Source organism: Mobiluncus holmesii ATCC 35242, from assembly GCF_000185445.1.
Lineage (GTDB): Bacteria > Actinomycetota > Actinomycetes > Actinomycetales > Actinomycetaceae > Mobiluncus > Mobiluncus curtisii.
Window position 1 is genome coordinate 772,513 of sequence record NZ_GL622346.1, and the last position, 24,125, is coordinate 796,637.

At 53.6% G+C, this 24,125-nt stretch carries 15 protein-coding genes, 1 tRNA gene and 1 pseudogene; 8 read left to right on the forward strand and 9 right to left on the reverse strand.

From position 1 onward, the window contains the following. The first annotated feature begins 67 nt into the window (after positions 1 to 67). Together HMPREF0576_RS03265 and HMPREF0576_RS03270 are read left to right on the forward strand one after the other, a co-directional pair. Positions 68 to 352 (forward strand): YciI family protein, encoded by a 285-nt coding sequence (locus HMPREF0576_RS03265; RefSeq protein ID WP_004006820.1) that lies wholly within the window; start codon positions 68 to 70, stop codon positions 350 to 352. A 34-nt stretch (positions 353 to 386) separates the two neighbouring features. After that, a complete protein-coding gene (locus HMPREF0576_RS03270) occupies positions 387 to 1,376 on the forward strand; it encodes a bile acid:sodium symporter family protein (RefSeq protein ID WP_004010682.1) in 990 nt (329 codons plus the stop codon). A gap of 6 nt (positions 1,377 to 1,382) precedes the next feature. On the opposite strand, the gene HMPREF0576_RS03275 is transcribed toward HMPREF0576_RS03270, so the two are convergent. Together HMPREF0576_RS03275 and HMPREF0576_RS03280 are read right to left on the reverse strand one after the other, a co-directional pair. Continuing rightward, on the reverse strand, positions 1,383 to 3,083 hold the full coding sequence (locus HMPREF0576_RS03275) for a cell wall-binding repeat-containing protein (RefSeq protein WP_245527317.1): 1,701 nt from the start codon (positions 3,081 to 3,083) through the stop codon (positions 1,383 to 1,385). 30 nt (positions 3,084 to 3,113) lie between these two features. Further along, entirely contained in the window at positions 3,114 to 4,136 is a 1,023-nt protein-coding gene (locus HMPREF0576_RS03280) for a TerC/Alx family metal homeostasis membrane protein (protein WP_004006823.1), read from the reverse strand. 284 nt (positions 4,137 to 4,420) lie between these two features. On the opposite strand from HMPREF0576_RS03280, the gene putP reads away from it, so the two are divergent. Together putP and HMPREF0576_RS03290 are read left to right on the forward strand one after the other, a co-directional pair. Then, entirely contained in the window at positions 4,421 to 6,064 is a 1,644-nt protein-coding gene (gene putP, locus HMPREF0576_RS03285) for a sodium/proline symporter PutP (RefSeq protein ID WP_004010683.1), read from the forward strand. A 94-nt stretch (positions 6,065 to 6,158) separates the two neighbouring features. Further along, complete coding sequence (locus HMPREF0576_RS03290) at positions 6,159 to 9,710, forward strand: bifunctional proline dehydrogenase/L-glutamate gamma-semialdehyde dehydrogenase (RefSeq protein ID WP_004010684.1); 3,552 nt, start codon at positions 6,159 to 6,161, stop codon at positions 9,708 to 9,710. Positions 9,711 to 9,891: 181 nt separating this feature from the next. Here the strand turns inward: HMPREF0576_RS03290 and uvrB are convergent, their stop codons facing one another. The 4 genes from uvrB to rpsA all read right to left on the reverse strand — a co-directional run bounded on the left by uvrB (position 9,892) and on the right by rpsA (position 15,611). Next, positions 9,892 to 12,063 carry an excinuclease ABC subunit UvrB gene (gene uvrB / locus HMPREF0576_RS03295; RefSeq protein ID WP_004006827.1) on the reverse strand — a complete coding sequence of 724 codons (2,172 nt, stop codon included), beginning with the start codon at positions 12,061 to 12,063 and terminating at the stop codon, positions 9,892 to 9,894. Positions 12,064 to 12,121: 58 nt separating this feature from the next. Next, the gene (gene coaE / locus HMPREF0576_RS03300) at positions 12,122 to 12,754 is read right to left on the reverse strand and encodes a dephospho-CoA kinase (protein WP_004006828.1); all 633 of its coding nucleotides are present in this window, start codon (positions 12,752 to 12,754) and stop codon (positions 12,122 to 12,124) included. Next, on the reverse strand, positions 12,747 to 13,922 hold the full coding sequence (locus HMPREF0576_RS03305) for a glycerate kinase (RefSeq protein WP_004010685.1): 1,176 nt from the start codon (positions 13,920 to 13,922) through the stop codon (positions 12,747 to 12,749). Before HMPREF0576_RS03305 ends, coaE begins: the two co-directional genes overlap by 8 nt. Positions 13,923 to 14,141: 219 nt before the next feature. Continuing rightward, positions 14,142 to 15,611: a 30S ribosomal protein S1 gene (rpsA, locus tag HMPREF0576_RS03310; RefSeq protein ID WP_004009557.1), complete on the reverse strand. Its 1,470-nt coding sequence runs from the start codon at positions 15,609 to 15,611 to the stop codon at positions 14,142 to 14,144. Positions 15,612 to 15,876: 265 nt separating this feature from the next. Between rpsA and HMPREF0576_RS03315 the strand changes: the two genes are divergently transcribed. Continuing rightward, positions 15,877 to 17,139, forward strand: a complete 1,263-nt coding sequence (locus HMPREF0576_RS03315) for a dicarboxylate/amino acid:cation symporter (protein WP_004010686.1) — start codon at positions 15,877 to 15,879, stop codon at positions 17,137 to 17,139. A gap of 63 nt (positions 17,140 to 17,202) precedes the next feature. On the opposite strand, the pseudogene polA reads toward HMPREF0576_RS03315, so the two are convergent. Then, positions 17,203 to 20,000: pseudogene (polA, locus tag HMPREF0576_RS03325) on the reverse strand (DNA polymerase I). Positions 20,001 to 20,034: 34 nt separating this feature from the next. Between polA and HMPREF0576_RS03330 the strand changes: the two are divergent. Further along, positions 20,035 to 20,430 carry a PaaI family thioesterase gene (locus HMPREF0576_RS03330; protein WP_004006834.1) on the forward strand — a complete coding sequence of 132 codons (396 nt, stop codon included), beginning with the start codon at positions 20,035 to 20,037 and terminating at the stop codon, positions 20,428 to 20,430. On the opposite strand, the gene HMPREF0576_RS03335 is transcribed toward HMPREF0576_RS03330, so the two are convergent. Then, a complete protein-coding gene (locus HMPREF0576_RS03335; protein WP_004006835.1) occupies positions 20,427 to 21,035 on the reverse strand; it encodes an ANTAR domain-containing response regulator in 609 nt (202 codons plus the stop codon). The two genes, HMPREF0576_RS03330 and HMPREF0576_RS03335, sit on opposite strands and share 4 nt — an antisense overlap. A 106-nt stretch (positions 21,036 to 21,141) precedes the next feature. Between HMPREF0576_RS03335 and HMPREF0576_RS03340 the strand changes: the two genes are divergently transcribed. After that, positions 21,142 to 21,215, forward strand: a tRNA-Leu gene (locus tag HMPREF0576_RS03340). A 112-nt stretch (positions 21,216 to 21,327) separates the two neighbouring features. Here the strand turns inward: HMPREF0576_RS03340 and HMPREF0576_RS03345 are convergent. Continuing rightward, positions 21,328 to 22,545, reverse strand: a complete 1,218-nt coding sequence (locus HMPREF0576_RS03345; RefSeq protein ID WP_036324203.1) for a DUF4032 domain-containing protein — start codon at positions 22,543 to 22,545, stop codon at positions 21,328 to 21,330. Positions 22,546 to 22,616: 71 nt separating this feature from the next. On the opposite strand from HMPREF0576_RS03345, the gene HMPREF0576_RS03350 reads away from it, so the two are divergent. Beyond that, entirely contained in the window at positions 22,617 to 24,110 is a 1,494-nt protein-coding gene (locus HMPREF0576_RS03350) for a DUF1846 domain-containing protein (RefSeq protein WP_004006837.1), read from the forward strand. Positions 24,111 to 24,125: the final 15 nt, after the last annotated feature.

Sequence of the window (24,125 nt, forward strand, 5' to 3'; positions counted from 1 at the left end):
GCCCAAGTGTGTTTCTGACGATTCGGATCGGTTTCGTTGGCGCTGGGCACACGCCTAGAATTGCAGCATGAGTAAAGTCGTCGTTATCTACCACTATGACCCCGCTCGGGAAGCCGACCGAGCCACGATTCGCCCCGAACACCTGGCTTACCTGGGAAATTTGGAAAAATCAGGGAAACTTCAGGCCGCCGGTGCCTGGATGAATGAAACCGAAAAGCCCGGTGCGCTGCTGCTGATGAACGTCGAGACGCCGGAGGAGGCGTTGATGTTTCTCAAGCACGATCCCAATCAGGTCCACGGCATCGTGCAAGCCATTGAGACTCACCAGTGGGGTCCGGCGATCGGTTCCTAAGGGCTACTTCAAAAGAGTTAGTTGGCACGGCTCCATGCCTTTCATTCGGTGGTTTTTTGCTTACGTAGACTGGTTCGTTTTTACCCTCCTGCTGATTATGGTTGCGGGGATTTTTATCCCTCTGCCGGTCACTGTGGTGACTGGGGTGGGGTCAGTCAGCCACTACGCCATTGCGGTACTGTTCTTTGTCTACGGGGCACGTTTAAAAACCGTCGAAGTGCTGGGCGGACTAAAAAACTATCGCCTGCAGCTGGTCATTTTGACCTCCACTTTCGTGCTCTATCCCCTGTTGGGAATGTTGAATTACCAATCCTATGGATGGTTTTTGGGACCGAGTTTTGCCCTGGGCATGTATTACACCTGTCTGTTGCCCTCCACGGTGCAATCCTCCATTGGGTTCACATCCATTGCCGGGGGTAATGTCGCCGGGGCAGTCACTGCCGCCACTATCTCCAACCTAGTCGGGACATTTGCAACTCCCCTGCTGGTGCTGTTGCTGTTAGGGAGGGTCGGTACCGTCTCTCTAACGACGTTACGCGATATTGCCATACTGATTTTGCTGCCTTTTGTTCTGGGACAGCTAAGTGGTCGATGGACCCGCGATTGGCTGAATGCTCACCCCGTCATCACCAAAACCGTCGATAAGGGCACGATTTATTTGGTCGTTATCGCGGCAGTTTCCAGCGCAAAGCTGCATGGCTTGTGGGACACCGTGGAAGCTTTAGACTTCGTGCTGATAGGTGCAGATGCGCTGGTCATTGTCGGTATCATGCTGATTTTGACCTGGTATGGGTGGGGGAAACTTTGCGCCTTGAATCGGGCTGACCGTATAGCTGCCATGATGTGTGGCTCAAAAAAATCTCTCGCTACCGGTCTGCCGATGGCGATGATTATCTTCCCAACCTCCACGTTCGGTGCTATCGCGGTGCCCATCATGCTGCTGCATTTGGAACAGCTCATCATGTGTTCGGTCATTGCTACGCAGCTCGGGCGTGGTGCCGGTCCTCGTCAGGCTGATTTCTAAAATTCTCTAACCTCGTACTCCCCAAGCTACTGCTTCGCTAATAGCCCCTGATCCGCCGATAATGACGGAGGCAGCGCGGTTGGGCAAGTGTGCCAATCTGGCTGCCGTTGGCGGTGAAAGCCGACTTGGGTCGGTCAGCAACAGGCAAGCATTACGGTGAGCTGCCAGAGCTGCTCCTGCCAGCCCATCGGGAAAGCTCACTCCGCTGGCTACCACCGCGGAGGTTGCCCCGGGGGCAAAGGCTTGCGCCACAAACTGAGCTGTTTGATAACGATCCAGACCTTGAATCGGTTGCGATCGGAAATCCGCTAACCCCGCCTGGTTCCACGCTTGCGCTGCCGGTCCCCCAATGGGGAATATGCTTCCTCCCGACTGTGCCCGATGATTTTGGATGAACTCTGTAGTCTCTGGAGGCAGGGAGGCTCCTGCATTCAGCACCACCACGCCGTGTATAGAAGCCGCTCCCGCTCCCGCACTCAGGGCGTCAGGGAAAGACATTCCATCTGCCAGCAAGATAGGAGTTTGCGTAATTCCACGCTGGTTCCATTCCGTAATCGTCTGGCGAGCTACCGCCGCGGCAGTACCGTAGCGATTCATGCCGTAAATTCGACTCACTTGAATTCCCCGTGCCTGGAAATCCCTCATCGTAACAGGGTCAAAAGTCACTTGACCTCCCACCAATCTCACGTCACGAATTCCCCTCCCCAGAATCTCGGCGACTATGCCGGGTTCGATGCGGGGACCGTTAGATAGCACCAGCGGTGCGTCCAGCGCTGCAGCTAGCGGACCGGCACTCAAAGCATCGGGTGCTGTTCTCCCGGTGGCAATGACCAGGGAAGGTCCGGTGAACCCGCCTTGTCGCCAGGCTTGCAGAGATGTCTCGACACGATTGGTGCCGGCAATTCTTCCCGGAGCGGTCCCCGGTTGAGGCTGAGCAGCAGGCTGTGGCTGCGGTTGCGGCTCGGGTTTTGTTGGGGAGGGCGATACTACCCTCGCAATGCCGTCGATACTGGAAACTCCGATAGTTTCAAAAATCCAGTTGGCAAAAGCAGAACTCGGCACATATTTGTAGTCTTCAGAGAGCAGGAAGCCTCGTGGTGTTTGCACCGCTGCCGAGAGCACCCCATAGAGCTTTCCCCCACTAATGAGAGGTCCGCCGGAATCACCAACCTCTGAATACTTTCCTCGTGAGGAACGAGCATAGAGATAACCATCATTGAGAGTGCCGAGAGAAGTTAATTGTGTCGTTTTAAGATTCAATCCGGTACCAAACCCATAGGCCTCACTTACCTGTCCGGAGGGCAAATTTTGACTGCTGAAAGGCAAGATGGCTCTACCAGGGGAATCTAAACGCACCAAGGCTATGTCATAGTGGGGATGCGCGACAATACCCGTTACCGCAAGGGGAAAATTTCGATTGATGCTCGCCCCCACCGAAGCGTAAGCGACTTCTAGGTTAGCATTCGCCACGCAATGCGCAGCTGTAAGGACCCAATTTGCGGCTACGAAAGAACCGCTGCATTCCATCCATCCGCTATCAGATTGATTAGAAATACGTAAAGCAGCTGCCCAGCCTGATTCATTTGGATCAGTTAGGTTCCCACCCTCGATGGCATAGGCGGGGGTTTCATATCCCGCTGCCAGACCGAGGGTTGCCCCTAAAATGGAAAAAAGGGCGATGCACCGATAGATAAAACGTCCACTCACGTCTTTATTATCGGTGAAAATCGCTGATTTTTAAGCATCCGGATGGTTCTGAACTGTTCCATTCGATTGATTCTTTTGACGGCGTCGGCTGACCAACAGGGAGACCACCGCGGTAATAATCAGCACCGCAACGATGTAGCCCAAAGACACCACGTTGCTCGCTTCAGGCAATCCCGTAAAGGGCTGACCGCCGTTGATAAACGGAATCTCATTCGTGCTCAAGGCGTGAATTATGAGCTTTGCCCCGATGAAACCCAGAATGGCGGCCAGACCGTAATGTAAGAAAATCAAACGTTCCATCAGACCTTCAATTAGGAAGTACAGTTGGCGCAGTCCCATTAACGCAAAAGCATTGGCAGCAAACACGATAAAGGCTTCGTTAGTTAGACCAAAAATGGCAGGAATGGAGTCTACGGCAAACATCACGTCTGCTGATCCCACCGCTACGACCACCAGCAGGAAAGGAGTGATGTGACGTTTACCGTCAATCTTGGCAAAGTATTGATGCCCCACGTAATCGGGCGTGACCGGGAAAATCCGGCGTACCCCGGACACAAAAAAGTTATCTTTGTACTCCGCTTCTTCCTCTGCGTCAGCGCTGCCTTCGCGAATCTGCTGTAGCGCAGTGAAGAGCAGGAACAGCCCGAAAATATAAAAAATCCAACTGAAATGTTCGATGAGGGCGGCGCCCAACAAAATGAAGATTAAACGGAATACCAACGCCAAAGTGATGCCAACCGCAATAATTTTTTGCTGAACTTCCCGCGGCGCTTTAAATGCAGCAATGATGATAACGAATACAAACAGGTTATCCAGCGACAATGACCACTCGGTTACCCAGCCGGCGAAGTATTGTCCGCCTAGGTCCCAGCCCAACGTCAAACTGATAACCAATCCGGCTACCAAAGCTATGGAAATGTAGATGATGGTCCACGCTGCAGACTCCCGCAGCGATGGAAAGTGGTCTTTGCGCACGTGGGCGAAAAAATCAAAAGTCAAAACGCCGATAATTACGACAAACAGAATTATCCAAGCCAACAGGGGCACATGCATATGTAAACTTTCCTCCGGTACGAAATCGTTGGGTACCGAAAGTCTCTCCCCGCCTGTGGTTCAGCAGGCTGGTGACACCGAGTGACGCGGTTCCGCAGCATTGGCAGCGGACGGTTTCACCGTGATGACGATGCCCCATTAGCGGGAATACTCCCCTTCGCACCAGCGATTGTACCAGGATGCGGTCACGTTTCTAAAATATAAGGACTTAAGTACTATGATGACGCTGTCGAAGCATTGTGCCCGCGTTGTTGCTGGTTTAATTATTTTCAGAAAGGTTCAATATGTACATAACCACAGTTGTACCCGCGGGAGCCGCTGGAACCACGGCTAATCCCGCAGGCATCGCCATCGCGATGATCATCTATTTCGTAGCCATGATTCTGATTGGCGTCTATGGTTATACCCGTTCCAAGAGCCTGGACGACTATATGCTGGGCGGTCGCGATTTGCCCCCGTTTGTAGCCGCCCTTTCCGCAGGTGCGGCTGACATGTCTGGCTGGCTGATGATGGGGCTGCCCGGTGCCATGTACTTGAGCGGGATTTTTAACGGCTGGATTGCAATCGGTTTAACCGTTGGAGCCTGGATTAACTGGCTGGTCACCGCGCCACGTTTACGTGCATATACGGAAGTCGCCGGTGACTCGATTACCGTCCCTTCGTTTTTTTCAAACCGTACCCACGATACTTCTAAGATCATCCGCTACGTAGCGGGCATTATCATCGTGGTGTTCTTTACGTTGTACGTATCCTCCGGCATGGTGGCTGGTGGCACTTTCTTTCACTCGACTTTTGGCTGGGACTATCACGTCGGCATGGTTTTCGTAGCGGGCATCGTGATTCTCTACACTTTGGTGGGCGGGTTCCTGGCGGTGTCTTGGACCGATATGGTGCAAGGGCTAATCATGATGGTGGCGCTGGTAGCGGTGCCAATTATGGGTCTGTTTGTTATCGGTGGTTTCGGCGGTGTTGCGGCGGGCTTGTCCACCACCGGCGATAACTCCCTGCTGAACCCCCTGGGTACCGGTCTTGACGCCGTAGGCTGGATGGACTGGATTTCCAACGTCGCGTGGGGACTGGGATACTTCGGAATGCCCCACATTATTGTGCGTTTCATGGCGCTGCGTTCTCCGCGCCAAGCCACTCCGGCACGTCGTTTCTGGCTGGGTTGGATGGTTTTCTGTCTACTCGGCACCGGCATGACCGCCATCATCGGTCGCGCCATGAGCGAGCAAGGCATCATCCCCGACCTTATGCCCAAAGACGGGGTGGAGGGTAACCCCCAGGAAACCGTGTTCCTGGTCATGGGTACGAAACTGTTCCCCGCCGTTCTGGCAGGGTTCATGCTGGCTGCTATCCTTGCGGCGATTATGTCCACCGTCTCCTCACAACTGCTGGTAACATCTTCGGCGATGGTCGAGGATATCTATCACGGTGCCACCAAAAAGGAACTCAGTGATTACAAGGGCGTTCTGCTCGGTCGGATTACGGTTCTTTTGGTGTCCATAGTGGCGGCTTTGCTGGCGATAGATCCCACGAACTCTGTATTGGGACTGGTGTCTTTTGCTTGGGCAGGTTTTGGGGCTGCCTTTGGTCCCATCGTCATTTTGTCTCTCTACTGGAAGAAACTGACCTGGCAAGGAGCGGCTTCCGGGATGGTTGCAGGCGCGGGGGTAGCAGTGCTGTGGAACAAGGCGTTCAACAACGGTGACGCTTCGTGGGTCGCCTATACGCACCTGTATGAAATTGTGCCTGGTTTCCTGGCTTGCTTGCTGGTGGCGTGGCTCATTTCGCAAGCTACCTGGCGGGACGACCCGCAGATTCTTGAGGAATTTGAACGCGCCGTGGCTATTGCCAAGGGACGACCTGATCCGAAAGGACTGCTGGTGGCATTTGAGGAAAAAGGAACTGATTCCGTGGCGGAATAGCTGTTTTTATAACTTTTCACAAGAAAGGTTAAAGCATCTGCAAAATATTGCAGTAGATTATAGGTAGAAAGTGACTGAATTGCTCTGGTGAGCAATGAGTATCTCCCGAGCGAAAACACAACCCAAAGGAGACAAGTTGAAACCGCTCAATGAACAAGAATTAGCTGAACTGAAGGAAGTCGGTCAGTTGGCTGTCGAGAGAGCTCAAAAGTGGATTGAGGCCTCAAAGAAGTACCCGATTGACTACGCTTCTAAGCTGCTGTCACGCACCTTAAAGGATCCGCGTGGTTTGGATTTTACCGTCGCATTTGTCGATGAAGTGGTACGTCCGGAGGACATTAAAATTGCAGGCAAGAACCTGTCGGCTTTGGTGAAAGAAAATCAGCCGTCTTTCCTCCCTCCCTACCTGAAGCTGCCGGCTGTGTACGGTGGGGCTTTGGGCACGCTCATACCTGATATTGCGGTTCCGGCGGCCCGGCGCATATTCCGGGAACTGGTAGGCGACTTGGCGATTGACGTGACCAACAAGTCCTTGGGACGAGCTATCGCGAAATTGCGCGCTGACGGTTCTCGGCTGAACATGAACCTTTTGGGTGAAGCGGTATTGGGCAATAAAGAGGCCTCCCGACGCTTGAACGACGTGGTGGAATTGCTGCAGCGTGACGATGTGGACTATGTGTCTATCAAAGTCTCCGCCGTAACCGGTCCGCACATCGCCTGGGACTACCAAGAGATGGTGGCTTACGCGGTCGAAAACCTGTTGCCGCTGTACCGGGAAGCCAACAAGTTCAGCCCCAAGAAGTTCATCAACTTGGACATGGAGGAATACCACGACCTGCATATGACTATCGATGTGTTCAAGCAGCTGCTGGACCGCGAGGAGTTCAAAGACCTGGAGGCAGGTATCGTGCTTCAGGCCTACCTGCCGGATTCACTCGCTGCCATGCAAGACTTGCAAACTTGGGCGGCAAAGCGCGTCGCAAACGGCGGGGCTCGAGTTAAAGTGCGGGTGGTTAAAGGCGCAAACCTGTCCATGGAACATGTCGACGCCATGATGCACGGCTGGTCGATGACCCCGCAGCCATCGAAACAGCACACTGATGCGAACTATATGCGTATCCTCAACTATGCGTTGACTCCTGAGCACACCCAGAATATTCGCATCGGGGTGGCTGGTATGAACGTGTTTACTGCCGGCTTTGCTTACGAGCTCGCGAACCAGCGCGGAGTGTTCCAAAACCATGGCTGCGAGTTCGAAATGCTGACAGGCATGAACAGCTCCATGGCGCGCGCGGTCATGGAAGACACCGGTCCGCTGCTGTACTACGTTCCGGTGGTACACCCCGAGGAGTTCGACGTCGCCATCAGTTACCTGGTGCGTCGTCTCGAAGAAATCGCCGCGGAAGAAAACTTCATGAGCGCGGCTTTTGAGCTGACCACGAACCAGTCTATGTACGAACGGGAACGCAACCGTTTCGAAAAGGCTATTTCTATGCTCAATGACCTGGAATTCGGGCCGCGCCGTCTGCAAGACCGGAGCCAGGAAACCGCGGACGAGCTCACCAAACTTGTCCAGGATGACTCCGGTGAGTGGATTTTCCGCAATGTTCCGGATTCCGATCCCTCCCTGCCTGCCAACGTGGCTTGGGGTGAGGCAATTGCTGCCAGGATGCGCAATTCTCAGGTCGGTCAAAAGACCATTGACGCCTCCAAGATTAACAACGAGGACGAATTGCAGCAGGTGTTGCATCGCGCTGAGAAAGGTGGTCAAAAGTGGCTGGCACTCAGCCCGAAGGAACGCGCCGAAATCCTGCACCGGGCAGGTGTCATCATGGGTCAGCGTCGCGGCGAATTCCTCGAAGTGATGGGTTCCGAAGCCGGTAAAGCCATCGACCAAGGAGACGTGGAAGTCTCCGAAGCAGTTGATTACGCTCACTACTACGCCGCTGAGTCCATCGCGATGACAAAGGTAGCGGGGGCTAAATTCACTCCTGCCAAGATTACCGTGGTGACTCCCCCGTGGAATTTCCCGGTGGCGATTCCCGTTGGTTCGACCATTGCTGGTTTGGCAGCGGGTTCTCCGGTTATTTTGAAACCTGCCTCCCCCACCCGCCGCTGTGGGGCATTGCTTGCGGAATGCCTGTGGGAAGCCGGCGTGCCCAAGGATGTGCTGCAGTTTGTGACCCTCGCCAATCACGACTTGGGCAAGACTCTGGTCACCGATTCGCGGGTAGAACGAGTCATTCTGACCGGCGGTATCGAGACCGCGCAAATGTTCCGCTCCTGGCGTCCCGACCTGGGTCTGCTGGCTGAGACTTCCGGCAAGAATGCCATAATCGTCACACCTTCGGCGGATCTTGACCTAGCGGTCAAAGACGTGGTCACAAGTGCGTTTGGGCATGCTGGTCAAAAGTGTTCGGCTGCCTCCCTGGTCATTTTGGTTGGCACCGTGGGCACTTCCAAGCGTTTCCACAATCAGCTGATTGACGCGGTGCAGTCCCTGAAAGTTGGCTATCCGTGGGATTTGGGTATCCAGATGGGGCCGGTCGTGGAAAAGCCCGGCGAGAAGTTGCGGCGCGGCTTGACCCAGCTGGAGCCCGGTCAGAGCTGGGCAGTCAAGCCTAAGCAACTGGATGATTCCGGGCGACTGTGGAGTCCAGGCGTGCGCGCCAATGTGAAACCCGGCAGCGAATACCACTTAACCGAATACTTCGGTCCGATTTTGGGCGTGATGCGCTGCGACACTTTGGAAGAAGCTGTCGAGTTGCAAAATCAGGTCGAATACGGTTTGACCGGCGGGATTCACTCGCTGAATCCGGACGAAATCAAGTATTGGCTCGATCATGTCCAGGTCGGTAATGCCTATATCAACCGTGGTATTACCGGCGCTATCGTGCGCCGTCAGCCGTTCGGTGGCTGGAAGCGTTCCGTAGTGGGTGCGGGTTCCAAGGCAGGTGGTCCCTCCTACCTGTACGCGTTGGGTGAATGGAGTCCAGACGATGCTACGTTGAGCGACATTACCGGTTCCGCATCCGGTGCTTTGGCGCGTGAATTGACCGCGCTAGCTGATGAAATCGGTGACCGCGACAAGCTTGAGAAGTCGTTGGCTGGTGATGAAACCGCTTATGCACAGGAATTTCAGGTCAATCGCGATCCGTCCCAGCTCGGTGTGGAGCGCAACATTTTCCGTTGTCTGCCGGTCCCAGTGGTGGTGCGAATCGGTGAAAACGTCAAGAACTGGGAGATTGCCCACGTGCTGCACGCTGGTTTGCTGATGGGTTCCAAGATAACGATTTCGACCGCTAAACCATTGATAACCGGTTTGGCAGGTTTTGCCTCCCAACACGGCGTCAGCGTGATGGTTCAAGATGAAGCTGCCTGGTTGAACTGGGCTCGAAGCTGGGCGGCTCACGATACCGGCTATGACGGGCGTATCCGCATCCTTGGTGAAACCCGCACCAAGGTCGCCGAAGCTATCAAAGGTTCAGTTGATATTGCTATCTGGGATCACCCGGTAACGTATTCTGGTCGAGTCGAAATGATTCCGTTCTTCCACGAGCAGGCAGTTGCTTTGACGAACCATCGCTTTGGTGATCCCACACCAATCACCAAGGGAATCCTGGAGGAACACGTGGTGGATTACTAATCCCCCTACCTGTTCGGTCTCGAGCTCCTAACTTAATCGTCCGGTGGCTGCTGAAACTCAGCAGCCACCGGCGTTTTTAGCAAACTTAGACACCGCAAAGCCGAGTGCGCCGAAGCGGGCAAAGCCAAGCCAACCCGACCGCCCTTGTGCATAATTTAACCTGAAGCACGATCCCGGAACGCTAGTTGCCCAGGGGTTTGCCACGGCGAATTTCTTTCTTAAGGTCGGCGATTTCATCTCGCAGCCGGGCTGCTAGCTCGAATCGCAGTTCGCTGGCAGCGGTATGCATCTGATCGGTCAGTTCTGCAACCAGCGATGGTAAGTCCACGGTGTTTTCATGCGCACCAGCCTGACTCGGCTGGTCCTCTGTCGCATTGACCCGCGCTCTATTGATAACTTCCAATGCCGCACGAGCTGCTGCCGCGTCCTGAGCTGCGCTACGGGCCGCAGCAGAAGGCTTTTGGTCAGGCTGACGGTACCCGGTGCCCAATAATTCTGCGGTATCAATGTCTTCGCGTGCCAGCATATCGGTCACGTCAGAGATTTTTTTGCGTAACGGCTGCGGATCGATACCGTGAGCTTCGTTATAAGCAATCTGTTTATGGCGGCGCCGCTCAGTTTCATCAATTGCCTCCCGCATCGCGTCGGAAACCGCGTCGGCGTACATATGGACTTCACCGTGCACATTACGGGCCGCTCGCCCAATCGTTTGAATCAGGGACTTCGTGGAACGCAAGAAACCTTGCTTGTCGGCATCCAAAATCGAAACCAGCGAAACCTCGGGCAAATCCAACCCCTCACGCAACAGGTTAATGCCTACCAAGACATCGAACTCGCCTTGACGCAAGGAACGCAGCAGCTCCACCCGGCGCAACGTATCCACATCCGAGTGCAGGTATTCCACCCGGATGCCGCGCTGAGCCAGGTATGTGGTCAAGTCCTCCGCCATGCGTTTGGTCAGTGTAGTCACCAAGACCCGCTCATCAGCTTCGGTACGCAGGCGAATCTGTTCCATCAGGTCATCAATCTGACCCTCCACCGGTTTCACCACAATCTTCGGGTCAACCAGACCGGTAGGACGAATGATTTGCTCCACTACCCCGTCGCTGAGCCCCAGTTCATAGTCACCCGGTGTGGCAGACAAATATACCGTTTGCCCGATGCGGTCTTGGAATTCTTCCCATTTCAAGGGACGGTTATCCATCGCTGAGGGCAGGCGAAATCCGAAATCCACCAGCGTGCGTTTGCGTGACATGTCACCTTCAAACATGCCGCCAATCTGGGGCACCGTCACGTGAGACTCGTCAATAACAAGCAGGAAATCCTCCGGGAAGTAATCCAGCAGGGTGTGGGGTGGCTCGCCCGGTTGCCGACCATCAATGTGCAGAGAATAATTCTCAATGCCCGCACACATCCCAATTTGGCGCAGCATCTCTAAGTCATAGGTGGTACGCATCCTGAGGCGCTGTTCTTCCAACAGTTTGCCTTGGTCGTGGAACCATTTGCAGCGTTCTTCCAGTTCACTCTCGATTCCGGCGAGGGCGCGTTCCATGCGCTCAGGACCGGCGACATAGTGAGAGGCTGGGAACACGTAGATTTCGTTCACTTCGTGCAAGGTCGCCCCGGTCACCGGGTGCAGCAAAGCCAGAGCGTCAATCTCATCGCCGAACATTTCCACGCGCACCCCAAGCTCTTCATACATGGGAATAATGTCAATCGTGTCTCCGCGCACCCGAAAATTGCCACGCGTAAATTCCACATCATTGCGGTTGTACTGCATCTGCACAAATCGCTTGATCAGGTCTTGACGTTCAATCTGCATTCCTCGGGTCAGGTGAATGCCACGCGAAACGTACTCTTCCGGGGTACCCAAACCGTAAATGCAAGACACCGAGGAAACTACTACCACGTCCCGGCGCGTCAGCAGTGAGTTTGTCGCCGAGTGCCGCAAGCGTTCGACTTCATCGTTGATTGCGGAATCTTTTTCGATATAGGTATCGGTCTGCGGTACGTACGCTTCGGGTTGATAGTAGTCGTAGTAAGACACGAAGTATTCCACGGCGTTATGGGGTAATAGTTCCCGAAATTCGGCCGTCAACTGGGCTGCCAGAGTTTTGTTAGGTTCCAGCACAAGGGTGGGGCGTTGCAGTTTTTCGATGAGCCAAGCGGTGGTGGCGGTCTTGCCGGTGCCTGTCGCACCCAAGAGAACAACGTCCTTTTCACCGGAGTTAATCCGTTCGGCTAACTCTGCTATGGCTTCTGGCTGGTCCCCAGAGGGGGTGTATTCGCTGACGACTTCCAACGGAATCGGATTTTCTACCAAATCACGAGGTAACGCCTTTTTTTCAGTCATAGTCCCAGTTTAGGCAAATCCGGGTCACGGTGCTTTGCAAAGGGGAATCTCCGACCGGTTAAACCCGCGAGAGAAGATTCCAAAGCGCCGTAGCGTCCGCGTTGAGGTCCTCAGGCGTACCGCAGTTGTCCACCCAAAACGTTGCAATGGCTTCACGCTGTACGCGACTGGCTTGTGCATTAATCCTGGCACGAGCTTGCGCCTCGGTCAGTTGACGACCCCCAATTAGACGTGACAGACGCACTTCCAGGGGGGCATCCACCATGACGCAACAGTCAAAACGGGTGTGATTGCCGGTTTCGGTGAGCAGGGGAATCTCCGCTAGCAGCACGTCCCCTGGTTCCAGGGATGCTAAAACTAGGTCCATTTCCTGCCATACCAAGGGGTGCAAGATGCTTTCCAAGCGAGCCTTCGCGGCGGGGTCAGAGAAAATGAGTTGTGCCAAGGCAGCACGGTTCAGTTGTCCTCCGGGCTCCCATACCGATGCCCCAAAAGCTTCCCTAATCTGAGTTAATGCCCGCCCTGGGGAACCGGTGATAGTGCGCAACACTTCATCCGCATCAAATCGAACCCCGCCCAGGGCGGCTAAACAGTTGGTGAACGCCGTTTTTCCGGAACCAATACCACCGCTGATACCGACTTTAAGGGCGCGGTCATCCGGGGCGGAAAACTTACGCAGTTGTTTAAGCATCCAATGCTTTCAGTAAGATGTCACTAATGGCAGGATTTGCTCCCACGGTCATCAACTGCAGAGTCAAGGTCACCGTGTCTTCCAACATGACAGATGCTTTTTCGATAGCAACTTTTTCGCCGGTCATTGCCTGGTGCATGATGGGAATGATTGCGGTGAAGCCGTCCTGCAGCAAAATTTCGTGTCCCAACCCCAATCGCGCGGTAAACGCCAGGACAGGAATACTGCGCTGTCGAGCCAGCTGTGCCACGCTCCAAGGTGTCTTGCCACGTTGGGTTTGTCGGTCTAGCTGCCCTTCCCCGGTCAACACCAAGTCAGCACCTTCCATAGCCTCGTTGAGGTTCGTGGCTTCGGCTACGACTTCGAAACCGTGGCGATTTTCCGCACCTAAGGCGAGGAAAGCAGCTCCCATGCCCCCGGCGGCACCGGATCCTTCCACGTCAACTACCTTGGTACCGGTGGTTTCTTCCAACAACCGACCCCAGTTCTTAAGGCAGCGATCGAGTTTGCCTAACTGCAGTGGCTTAGCACCCTTTTGCGGACCAAATGAGGCGGATGCGCCACTGGAACCAGTGAGGGGGTTACGCACATCGTTAGCTGCCACAATCTTTACTTTGCTCAAGCGCGGATCCAGCCCGGACAAATCCAACCGGGCGGCGTTAGCCAAAACATGTACTTTCGGTTCGAGCTCGTGGCCAGCCTCGTCAAACAATTTTGCTCCGAGATTGTGCATCATGCCCCAGCCACCATCGTTGGTCGCGGAGCCGCCTAAACCGACCACAATAGTTTCGGGATCCAAATCCAAGGCGGCTTTCAGGAGCATCCCGACGCCTTCGGTGTTGGACTCCATAACGTTGCGTTCCAACATGGAAATGTACATAATTCCGCAAGCTTCAGCGGTATCCAAGACTACCATTCGTCGCGCCGGAATCCAGGTAAACTCGCCTTGGCGGGCGCGCCCCAGAGCATCTACGGTCGGGGCTGTTTTCACTTCTCCACCGTAAGCGTTGAGCATGACCGCAGCGGTCCCTTCTCCGCCATCCGCCACCGGTACCGAAACCGTTTCCGTATCCGGGAAAATGGCTTCAATCCCGCGTTTCATCGCAGCTACTGCATCCGCGGCGGACAACGAACCTTTAAACGAATCCGGGGCAATGACAATTTTCACGGCAGATACCTCTCTGTGCTGTTCTCAAGTTGTGGCGACGCGGAAAGTTTCATCCGGTCGATAAAACCGCAATCTTTCCCAGCTTAAGCCACCGGGCGGGGAAATGTGGTGAAATGCCGGAACAAAATCGGACATAAAAGTGGTGCGGAAACCAATAGGTCTCCGCACCACTGATGAAATTGTATTGGCGTTGCAGCCGAACTGAACTGGTCAGAAAGTTTACTCTCCTGCCAACTTGTCGCGCAGCGCCGCCAAGGCTTCGTCGTCCGCCAAGGTACCGGAGGTATCGGCTTCTTCCTCAGTGGCGGAGCTGTAGGAAGTTTGTTCCGCTACGCCCTGTGCGATAGCAGCTTCTTTATCGGCTTCCTGAGCGACCTTAACCTGTTCTTTGTGAGCTTCGAAACGGGCTTGCGCAGCCGCGTAGGAGGCCTCCCAAGCAGCGCGCTGCTCTTCGTAGCCCTCCATCCACTCATTAGTTTCCGGATCGAAACCTTCGGGGTACTTGTAGTTACCCTCCGCGTCGTATTCAGCGGACATGCCGTAAAGCGACGGATCAAAGTCATCAGATGCCAAATCAACGCCCTCGTTGGCCTGCTTCAAGGACAGCGAGATACGGCGACGTTCGAGGTCAATGTCGATTACCTTAACAAAGATTTCGTCACCAATCTTGGCGACCTGCTCGGGAACTTCGACATGACGGGTGGCCAACTCGGACACGTGAACCAGACCCTCGATACCATCCTCGACTCGGACAAACACACCGAAAGGCACCAACTTGGTGACCTTACCAGGCACAATCTGACCAATCTTGTGGGTACGAGCAAAGGTCTGCCACGGATCTTCCTGGGTAGCCTTCAAGGACAGGGACACGCGTTCGCGATCGAAGTCAACGTCGAGAACCTCCACGGTGACTTCCTGACCGACCTGAACCACCTCGGAGGGGTGATCGATATGCTTCCAGGACAGCTCGGAAACATGCACCAGACCGTCCACGCCGCCCAAATCGACGAACGCGCCGAAGTTGACGATAGAGGACACCACGCCCTTGCGAACCTGACCCTTTTGCAAGGTCGACAGGAACGTAGTGCGCACCTCGGACTGGGTCTGTTCCAAGAAAGCGCGACGGGACAAGACCACGTTGTTACGGTTCTTGTCCAACTCGATAATCTTGGTTTCCAGCTGGCGACCAATGTAAGGCTGCAGGTCACGCACGCGACGCATCTCTACCAGGGAGGCCGGCAGGAACCCGCGCAGCCCGATGTCAATAATCAAACCACCCTTGACAACCTCAATGACGGTGCCGGTGACGACTCCGTCTTCCTGCTTCACCTTTTCGATGTCGCCCCAGGCGCGTTCGTACTGAGCGCGTTTCTTGGACAGCAACAGGCGGCCTTCTTTGTCTTCCTTTTGGAGGACCAGAGCTTCGATTTCGTCACCAACTTTGACTTCCGCGTCGGGATCCACGTCATGTTTAATGGACAGTTCGCGGGAAAGAATAACGCCTTCGGTTTTGTAACCAATATCGAGCAAAACTTCGTCGCGATCAACTTTCACGACGGTACCGGAGACAAGGTCACCATCATTGAAGTACTTGATGGTCTTGTCGATTTCTTTGATGAGGTCCTCAGTCGAGCCGATGTCATTAATAGCAACCTGAGGAACAGTAGTAGGGACATTAGTAGTGGACATTTAGTTGGTGACTCCAAGGTCAGATAGTAGGAATAATTACCGATGTTTTCTCACCTCACGATGGCAGAAAAGCTACCCCGAAGCGATAAAACACCAAGCATCAATTCTACCGGATAGAGCCGGTCTATCCAAATTAATCCCCAAAATTCTTCGTATCTCAAATCTCCCTGGCTGCGTACGGCAAGGTAAATATTCGGTTTACTCCAGGTAAACACGCGGAACGTCCAGATTAAAGCGACTGGCAAAAATATGGTTTAATGCAGGAATGCAGTCTATTTTGAACTTCTTTAAAAAAGGTGGCATCTTGCTTTGGGTTGTCATCGCTATAGTTCTGGGCATCATCTTTGGGCTTTTTGTCCCCACGCCCTTCGTAGTGGTTTTCGCCACGTTCAACTCACTTTTCGGTCAGTTCCTGAATTTCTGTATCCCGCTGATTATCATCGGGCTGGTCACCCCCGCTATTGCCGACCTGGGGTCCGGTTCGGCGAAGTGGCTGGGACTGACCGCCGTGGTCGCCTACATCTCGACGATGTATTCCGGGTTCCTGACATATGGCGTCTCTGAGAGCATCTTGCCTAATTTCTTGCGCAAGGGTTCGCTAGCCTCCGTTACGGATCCTTCGGCTTCCAGCATCGCCCCGGCGGTAACTTTAGAGATACCCGCCCCGATTTCCGTGCTGGGTGCGCTCATTTTGTCCTTCATTATGGGTATCGGTCTGTCCATGGTGTCCCGCGGTACATTGCGTCGTGCTTTTGTAGAATTCCGCGCCATCATCATCAAGTTGATTGAGAAAGTCATCATTCCCCTGCTGCCGATTCACATCTTCGGAATCTTCCTCAACATGACCAAGACCGGCGAAGTTTACAACGTTATCGCCGTGCTGGCAGTGGTGGTCATCCTCGTACTGGTGCTAGAGGTCGTTATCTTGGTCAGCTTGTACTTAGTCGGCGGTTTGGCTTTCGGAGTCAATCCTTTCAAAGCGCTGTTGACGATGCTGCCCGCTTACGCAACTGCTTTGGGTACGTCTTCCTCTGCCGCTTCAATTCCGGTGACGCTGCGCCAAGTTAAAAAGATTGGTGTTCCCGATCCGGTTGCCTCGTTCACTGTGCCGCTGTGCGCCACGATTCACTTGGCGGGGTCGACTTCGAAAATTACCGCCTTTGCGTTGGCTATCATCATGACTTCCGATATCAAGGTTACCGCCGCCCAATTCGTCGGGTTCATCTTTATGCTGGGCGTGACGATGGTGGCAGCTCCGGGCGTTCCCGGTGGCGCGATTATGGCAGCGACCGGCATCCTGTCTTCTATGTTGGGATTCAACGATGCACAAGTCGCGTTGATGATTGCGTCTTACATCGCCCTCGATCCCTTCGGGACCGCCACGAACGTGACCGGTGATGGAGCCATCTCTATGCTGATGGCGCGTTTCTCAAGCGGCAAGATTGATGACAATGACAAAGAGATTGCCCAGAGCTTCGCCGGCGAAAACAATTTCGACACCGATAAATATCTGGAAGGTGTCAAGTAACCACTATCCTGAAACCTAACAGACCGGTGCCGGGTCGAATGCTTCGGTGCCGGTCTGTTGCATTTAATGTGCCGCAGCCCTCCAGTTAGGTCCAATACCGACCGACACTTCCAACGGAACTCGCAATTTCGCAACCCCGGTCATTGCCTGGCGGACCAAGGTTTCCAACCGCTCCGTTTCTCCCGGAGCTACCTCTAAGACGAGCTCATCATGGACTTGCAGCAACACCCGAGACTGCAACTGTTCCTGACGCAAATCAGCATCGACCTGAAGCATGGCTGCTTTCATGAGGTCGGCAGCACTACCCTGAATAGGCGCGTTTAGCGCCGCGCGCCGAGCATTATCAGCCACGTTACGATTAGTGGAACGCAGCTCAGGTAGGTAACGGCGCCTGCCCCGCATGGTTTCGGTGTATCCAACCCTGGTCGCGGTGGCGACAATCTGATTCAGGTACTCCCGAACTTTCCCGAAACGTTCAAAATAGGTGTCCATCAGCTGTTTGGCATCTCGTTGAGAGATGTTGAGTTGCGCAGCCAGTCCATAAGCACTCAGCCCGTACGCCAAACCATATGACGTTGCCTTAACATGGGAACGCTGGGTCGGAGTAACTTCGTCAGGCTGGACTCCATATACCAAAGCAGCCACCGAACGGTGCAGATCCTCGCCGGACGCAAACGCTGCCAGCAGTCCTTCATCACCGGAGAGGTGCGCCATAATTCGCATCTCAATCTGAGAATAATCAGCTGTCATTAATGCGGCGTATGGTTTCTGAGGCACAAAGGCTTCGCGAATTTTTTGTCCATCCACCGTGCGGGCTGGAATATTCTGCAAATTTGGGTCAATGGAAGACAACCGTCCGGTCGCCGCTACAGTTTGCCCAAAAGTGGTATGAATCCTGCCGTCGTCTGCCACCCGTTCGCGCAGATTGCGAACAATTTGTAAAAGTTTTATCCGGTCGCGATGGTATAAAAGTGCTTCGAGGAAAGGGTGTGGGTTGTAGCGAGCAAGCTCTTCCAAAGCCTTCGCATCAGTAGTATATCCGGTTTTGGTTTTTTAGTTTTAGGCAGTTCCAGTTGGGTAAAAAGGACTTCTTGCAGCTGCTTCGGGGACGACAAATTGACTTCTCGACCAATAGAGTCGAAGGCGGATTGTTGCGCCATCGCGACTTCGGATTGTAGACTCTGGGCATATTCATCAAGATAAATTGTATCTATACCGATACCGGTATATTCCATCTTCTCTAAAATATATGACAGCGGATTCTCAAGTTCCAGTAACCCGTCTACCTGGCGGAAGTGTGCCAATTGCTCGAGCGTGGGTTGCATCTGCAGCAGCGCGTATGCGTAGATGGCTTGGTTAATGAGTGTTTGAGGCCAAGGCTGAGCTGAGGAGTTCCCGTCCAATTCCACGCCCAAGTCCAACGTCATCTGTTCGCTTATCTTGCTGATATCTGAGGGCTTTTCATCGATTTCCCATCCCAGCAAACGTTTCGTAACACCAGCAAACTTGGTTCGATTCCCATCAGGATTGACCAGGTAATCGAGCATTTTTATGTCCGTGACCGCACCGTGCAGCTCCCAACCGTGGGCATGCAGCGCATGACGCAGCGATTTTGCGTCATATACGGTCTTTTTGCGGTCACCTGCCAAAGCATCGCACAACAAATGCTCCGTCTGAGGCGTTAGTTCATCAGGCACAATCAACACACATTGTCCCTGACAATCACGTTCTGCGGCGAGAAACAGCCAATCAATTCGCGGATTTGTCACCCCGATATTACCCACAGCCCAGATTCCTAAGCTGGAACTCTGGGTATTTTGTAACCAATCGGAAAATTGAGTTGCCGTGAAGTCCGATCCTAAGCGGAAGCGCTGGGGTTCCGGTACCACCCCGTAACCATCCGCATCCTGTGGTTCCGGTTCGGTCTGGGTACGGTCAAGTTCCATCGTTGCCGAATCACCATTGATTGATGTCACAGCAAAAGCCTGTCCGAGTCTCAGGATTTGGGTGCGCATCTGTTTGAATTCTAGTTCATCACAAATTTCCTGAATTGCCTGCGGATCAAAACCAGTCCAGTGCAAATCCTCCAGGCTGAGAGGAAGTTGCAGGTCGGTGCGCAATCGATTGAGCTGTCGATTTCGCAGGACGTCGTCTATGTGCTGACGCAAATTTTCCCCACGTTTCCCCTTCAGTTCGTCACGATGCTCCAACAACGAATCCAGAGAACCATATTCATTAATCCACGACGCGGCGACTTTTTCCCCGACCAAGGGTACGCCCGGCAAATTATCAGCGTGCTCGCCTACCAGAGCGGCAATCTCCGGGTACTGCTGTGGCCAGACATCATATCGGTCCTTCACCACTTGTGGCGTCATACGTTTTGTCTCTGAAATGCTGCGCCCGGGGTAAAGCACGGTAACATCATCAGAAATGAGCTGAAATGAGTCGCGGTCGCCCGATGAAACCAAGACCTCCATGCCACTTTTGGTCCCTTTGGTCGCCAAAGTCGCCAAGATATCATCAGCTTCTACGTTGGGCTCCGTTAGCCATTTAATCCCCATCGCACTGAGCATTTTTTGGATGTTTTCAACTTGTCCGATGAACTCGGGAGGGGTTTCGGCACGCCCTCCCTTGTAGTCAGGGTAGATGTCGGTGCGGAAGGAATGTCGGGAGAGGTCGAACGCTGCCCCGATATGAGTTGGCTTTTCGGCGCGTATCATCGTCAACAGCATGGAGAAAAATCCGTGCACCGCATTAGTATAGACACCGGTAGAGGTGCGGAAATGTTCCGGGTCACGGCTAAAGAAAGCACGAAAAGCCAAGGAGTGACCGTCCAACACCAACAAACGTTTTTTACTCATGTCTGTAAGGTTATCAAGAACCCCGGAGGTAAAAATGGATCAGGACAATCTCGGTCCCGCTATCGAAAAAATGGGCATCACGTTTTCCGAGCTCACCGCAGAACACGCAGTCGGTATCATGCCCCTGGAAGGAAACACCCAACCTTTTGGGATACTGCACGGCGGAGCCGCCGCCCTGTTAGCAGAATCTGTAGCTTCATTCGCCGCTCACCAGTGGGCTAAACAGTTCGGTAAGAGCGCTGTCGGAGCGCACCTAGATATTACGCATCTCAAACCGGGCACCAGTGACCGCATCATCTGCACCGCCGATGCAGTTCACCTGGGACGACGCACCGCAGTCTATCGCTTTGACAACACCAGCGAGGACACCGGCAAGATCATCTCCACCGGTCTCATGACCTGCTACCTGGTAGAAGAGCAGCCCCGTTAATCCCCCAGCTGGTCAATGACCGCATCCGCCACTTCCCGCATGGACAAACGGCGATCCATAGAAGTCTTTTGAATCCAACGGAACGCTTCTGGCTCCGTCAGTTCCATCTTTTCCATCAACAAACCTTTAGCGCGGTCGACTTGTTTACGAGTAGTGAGCCGATCTTGTAAATCAGCAATGGAATCTTCCAAAGAAAGCAGTTCCTGGTGACGCGACAGGGCGACCTCTACCGCGGGCAGTAAATCCTTCGGATCGAACGGTTTCACCAGGTACGCCATAGTGCCGGCATCTTTGGCGCGTTCAATGAGTTCCTTATCCGAGAATGCAGTGAGCATCACGATGGCACAGGGCGTCTCTTTCATGATTTTTTCGGCAGCAGCGATGCCGTCGAGCTTTGGCATTTTTACATCCATCACGATTAAGTCTGGTTCCAGTTCCAATGCCAAAGTCACGGCTTCTTCACCGTCAGCAGCTTCGCCAACCACCTCGAAATCGTTTTCTTTCATAGTTTCGACGATGTCGAGCCGGATTAAAGCTTCATCCTCAGCCACGATTACTCGCCTGTGTACTTTTGTGTCCTTTACCGCAGATGCCGTCTTCGCCATCTCTCCAGATCCCCCTCATGAGTGGACTCGATTTGATTTTCTCGTTAGATACTTTAGTATATATGAAGTCATTGTGATGGTTGTTTATCAGACTTTCGCAAAGAACGCCCTGGTAGCCCAACTGGTAGAGGCGGTCGGCTCAAACCCGGCTTGTTAAGGGTTCGAATCCCTTCCGGGGTACTACACGTTTCGTTGCAGTACCAACAAAAAACATGCATTCTTTTTTCTTGATTCCATTTTCTGCTGATGTGTGCTGATACCCAGCGGATAAGAAACCGAAAAACCAGTAGCCCTACTCACCGATAAGAGTGATTTCGTCGGGTTTTTGCGGCAGGACTTTTTTCACATAAGAGTCAATAGCTTCATGCATGCTGACCTGCTCACCGCGATTTTCCGAGAGATACCAACGGTGATCCAGAATCTCGTGAAACACCTGCGCCGGTTCCAGCTTAGACAACAGTTCCTCGGGAAGAGCCGCCAAAATAGGTTCGTAGACTTTAGTCATCCAGCGGTGCGCCACCACATCATCAGGGACATTCTCGAGATGATTAAGCACCCGGAAGGTCTTCATATCGTTGATCATGCGCCGCCCCTGATTTTCCTGGACATCCAAGCCGGTCAAACGCATCACTTGACGGTGATAGTGTCCAGAGTCCACCACCTTGGGCTGAATCAGCAGTTGGCGTCCCCCCTCCGCGGTACCCGTCTTCATCTTTAGCTCCCCCACGTCGAAGCCCAGATTATTCAAACGCCGAATACGATCTTCGATACGCCAAGTTTCATCCGCGTTGAATGTCTCTACAGAAGTCAGTTCATCCCACAGGGTGTCGTAGCGGTCTTGGAGCAAGTTGCCTATCTCGACAGTGTCGGCAGTTTCGTCAAGAGTTCCGGCGGCCTGCAAATCCATCAGCTCGCCAATAATATTTACCCGAGCAATTTCTACGTCATAGGAACGCTGCCCGTAAGTCAAACCCTCCGGGTGCAGCTCCCCGGTTTCCGCGTCGACCAGATAAGCAGCAAATGCGCCAGCATCCCGTCGAAATAACGTGTTAGAAAGCGAGACGTCTCCCCAATAGAACCCCAACAGATGCAGTCTGACCAGCAGCACCGCCAAAGAATCAATGAGGCGAGTAGCGGTATCAGGGCTCATATTGGCGTTAAACAAAGTTCGATACGGCAGGGAGAAAGGCAGGTGATAGGTTACCAGAGCACTGTTGAGCTCTTCCCCTGTAGCATCAGTACGGTGAGTAACGTGAGCCAGCGGCTCTACCACCGGTTGCTCCAAACGCACCAGGTCACGCAACAGGGAATACTCGTGGCGCGCCTTTTCCTCCGAAATTTCTTTTACCGCTATGAGCCGCGGTCCGAGATTCACGAAACGCACAATGTGGCGTGAAATCCCGTGCGGAAAGGAGGCGATATAGCGCTCAGGCCATTCTTCCAAGGGCAATTCCCAAGGCAAATCCAGTAAAGCGGGTTCCGCGGTGGCCGCGGTCACTGAGAACGTCACTCCCCTAGTGTAAGCTAAGACGATAATTAATTATCGATTAGTTGGTGAAACATTTGTGAGAGGAAGTTTTTATGAGCCGGAAAATCGGGTTTGACCACGAGTTATACATCAAAATGCAGTCTCAACATATCGCGGAGCGTCGCAAAGAAATCGGGGGACGTCTCTACCTGGAAATGGGGGGCAAGCTCTATGACGATATGCACGCCTCCAGAGTCCTGCCGGGGTTCACTCCTGATAACAAAATTTCGATGCTGCGTCAGTTAAAGGACGAGATTGAGATTTTGGTCTGCGTCAGCGCCTTGGACTTGCAGCGGCAAAAGCGACGCGCCGATTTGGACATTACTTACGAAGAAGACGTGTTGCGACTGATAGACGTGTTCCGCGAAGGCGGTTTCTTGGTCGAGAACGTGGTGATGACCCAACTTGCAGACGACAACGCCCTGGCTTTTGCATTCAAAGAACGCCTGGAACGACTGGGGCTGAAAGTCGCGAGACACCGCATTATCGAGGGCTATCCCTCAAATACGAAACTGGTGCTGTCCGAGGACGGCTTCGGTCGTAACGACTACGTAGAAGTCAGCCGTGGCCTCATCGTAGTTACCGCTCCCGGTCCTGGTTCCGGCAAACTGGCAACCTGCCTGTCTCAGGTCTATCATGACAATAAACGCGGCATTGAAGCAGGCTACGCCAAGTTTGAGACCTTCCCCATCTGGAACCTGCCCCTGGAACATCCCGTGAATTTGGCTTACCAAGCCGCAACCGCGGATTTGGAAGACATCAACCTCATCGACCCTTACCATTTGGCGGCACATGGAGTACAGGTCACCAGCTACAACCGCGATACTGAAACGTTCCCGCTGCTGAAAACCATGCTGGAGCAGCTCACCGGGAAATCCCCCTATCAAAGCCCCACAGACATGGGTGTCAATATGGCAGGTTATTGCATCAGCGATGACGAAGTTTGCCAAGAAGCCTCCCGTCAAGAAATTATCCGCCGCTACTATAAGGCTTTGGTTGAAGAGGCTCGAGACGGTCGCGATGCTGAGGAATCCAACCGGATTGCGGTACTAATGGCAAAAGCGGGCATCTCCACTTGGGAACGTCGCGTAGTGGGAGCTGCCCTGGAAGTCGAAGCCGCCACTAATCAGCCTGGCAGCGCTATTGAACTCCACGACGGCACGATTATCACCGGCAAGACCTCCCCTCTGCTGGGTTGCTCCGCTGCCATGCTGCTGAACGCACTGAAGTACCTGGCAAACATTAATCCGGAGATGGACTTGCTGTCCCGCGAGTCAATTGAGCCGATTCAAACCCTCAAAACCCAACATTTGGGTTCGCACAACCCACGCCTGCATACCGATGAAGTGCTGATTGCCCTTTCCGTTTCCGCGGGAACTTCCGCAGAAGCGCGCGCCGCGCTGGGAATGCTCAAGGAATTGGAGGGCACGAACGTACACACGACCACTATCCTGGGGTCAGTGGATGAAGGAATATTTAGAAACCTTGGAATCCAAGTCACTTCGGAACCGAAGTTCCAGCGCAAGCGCCTGTACCGCAAACGCTAAACCTCTCGAACTGCG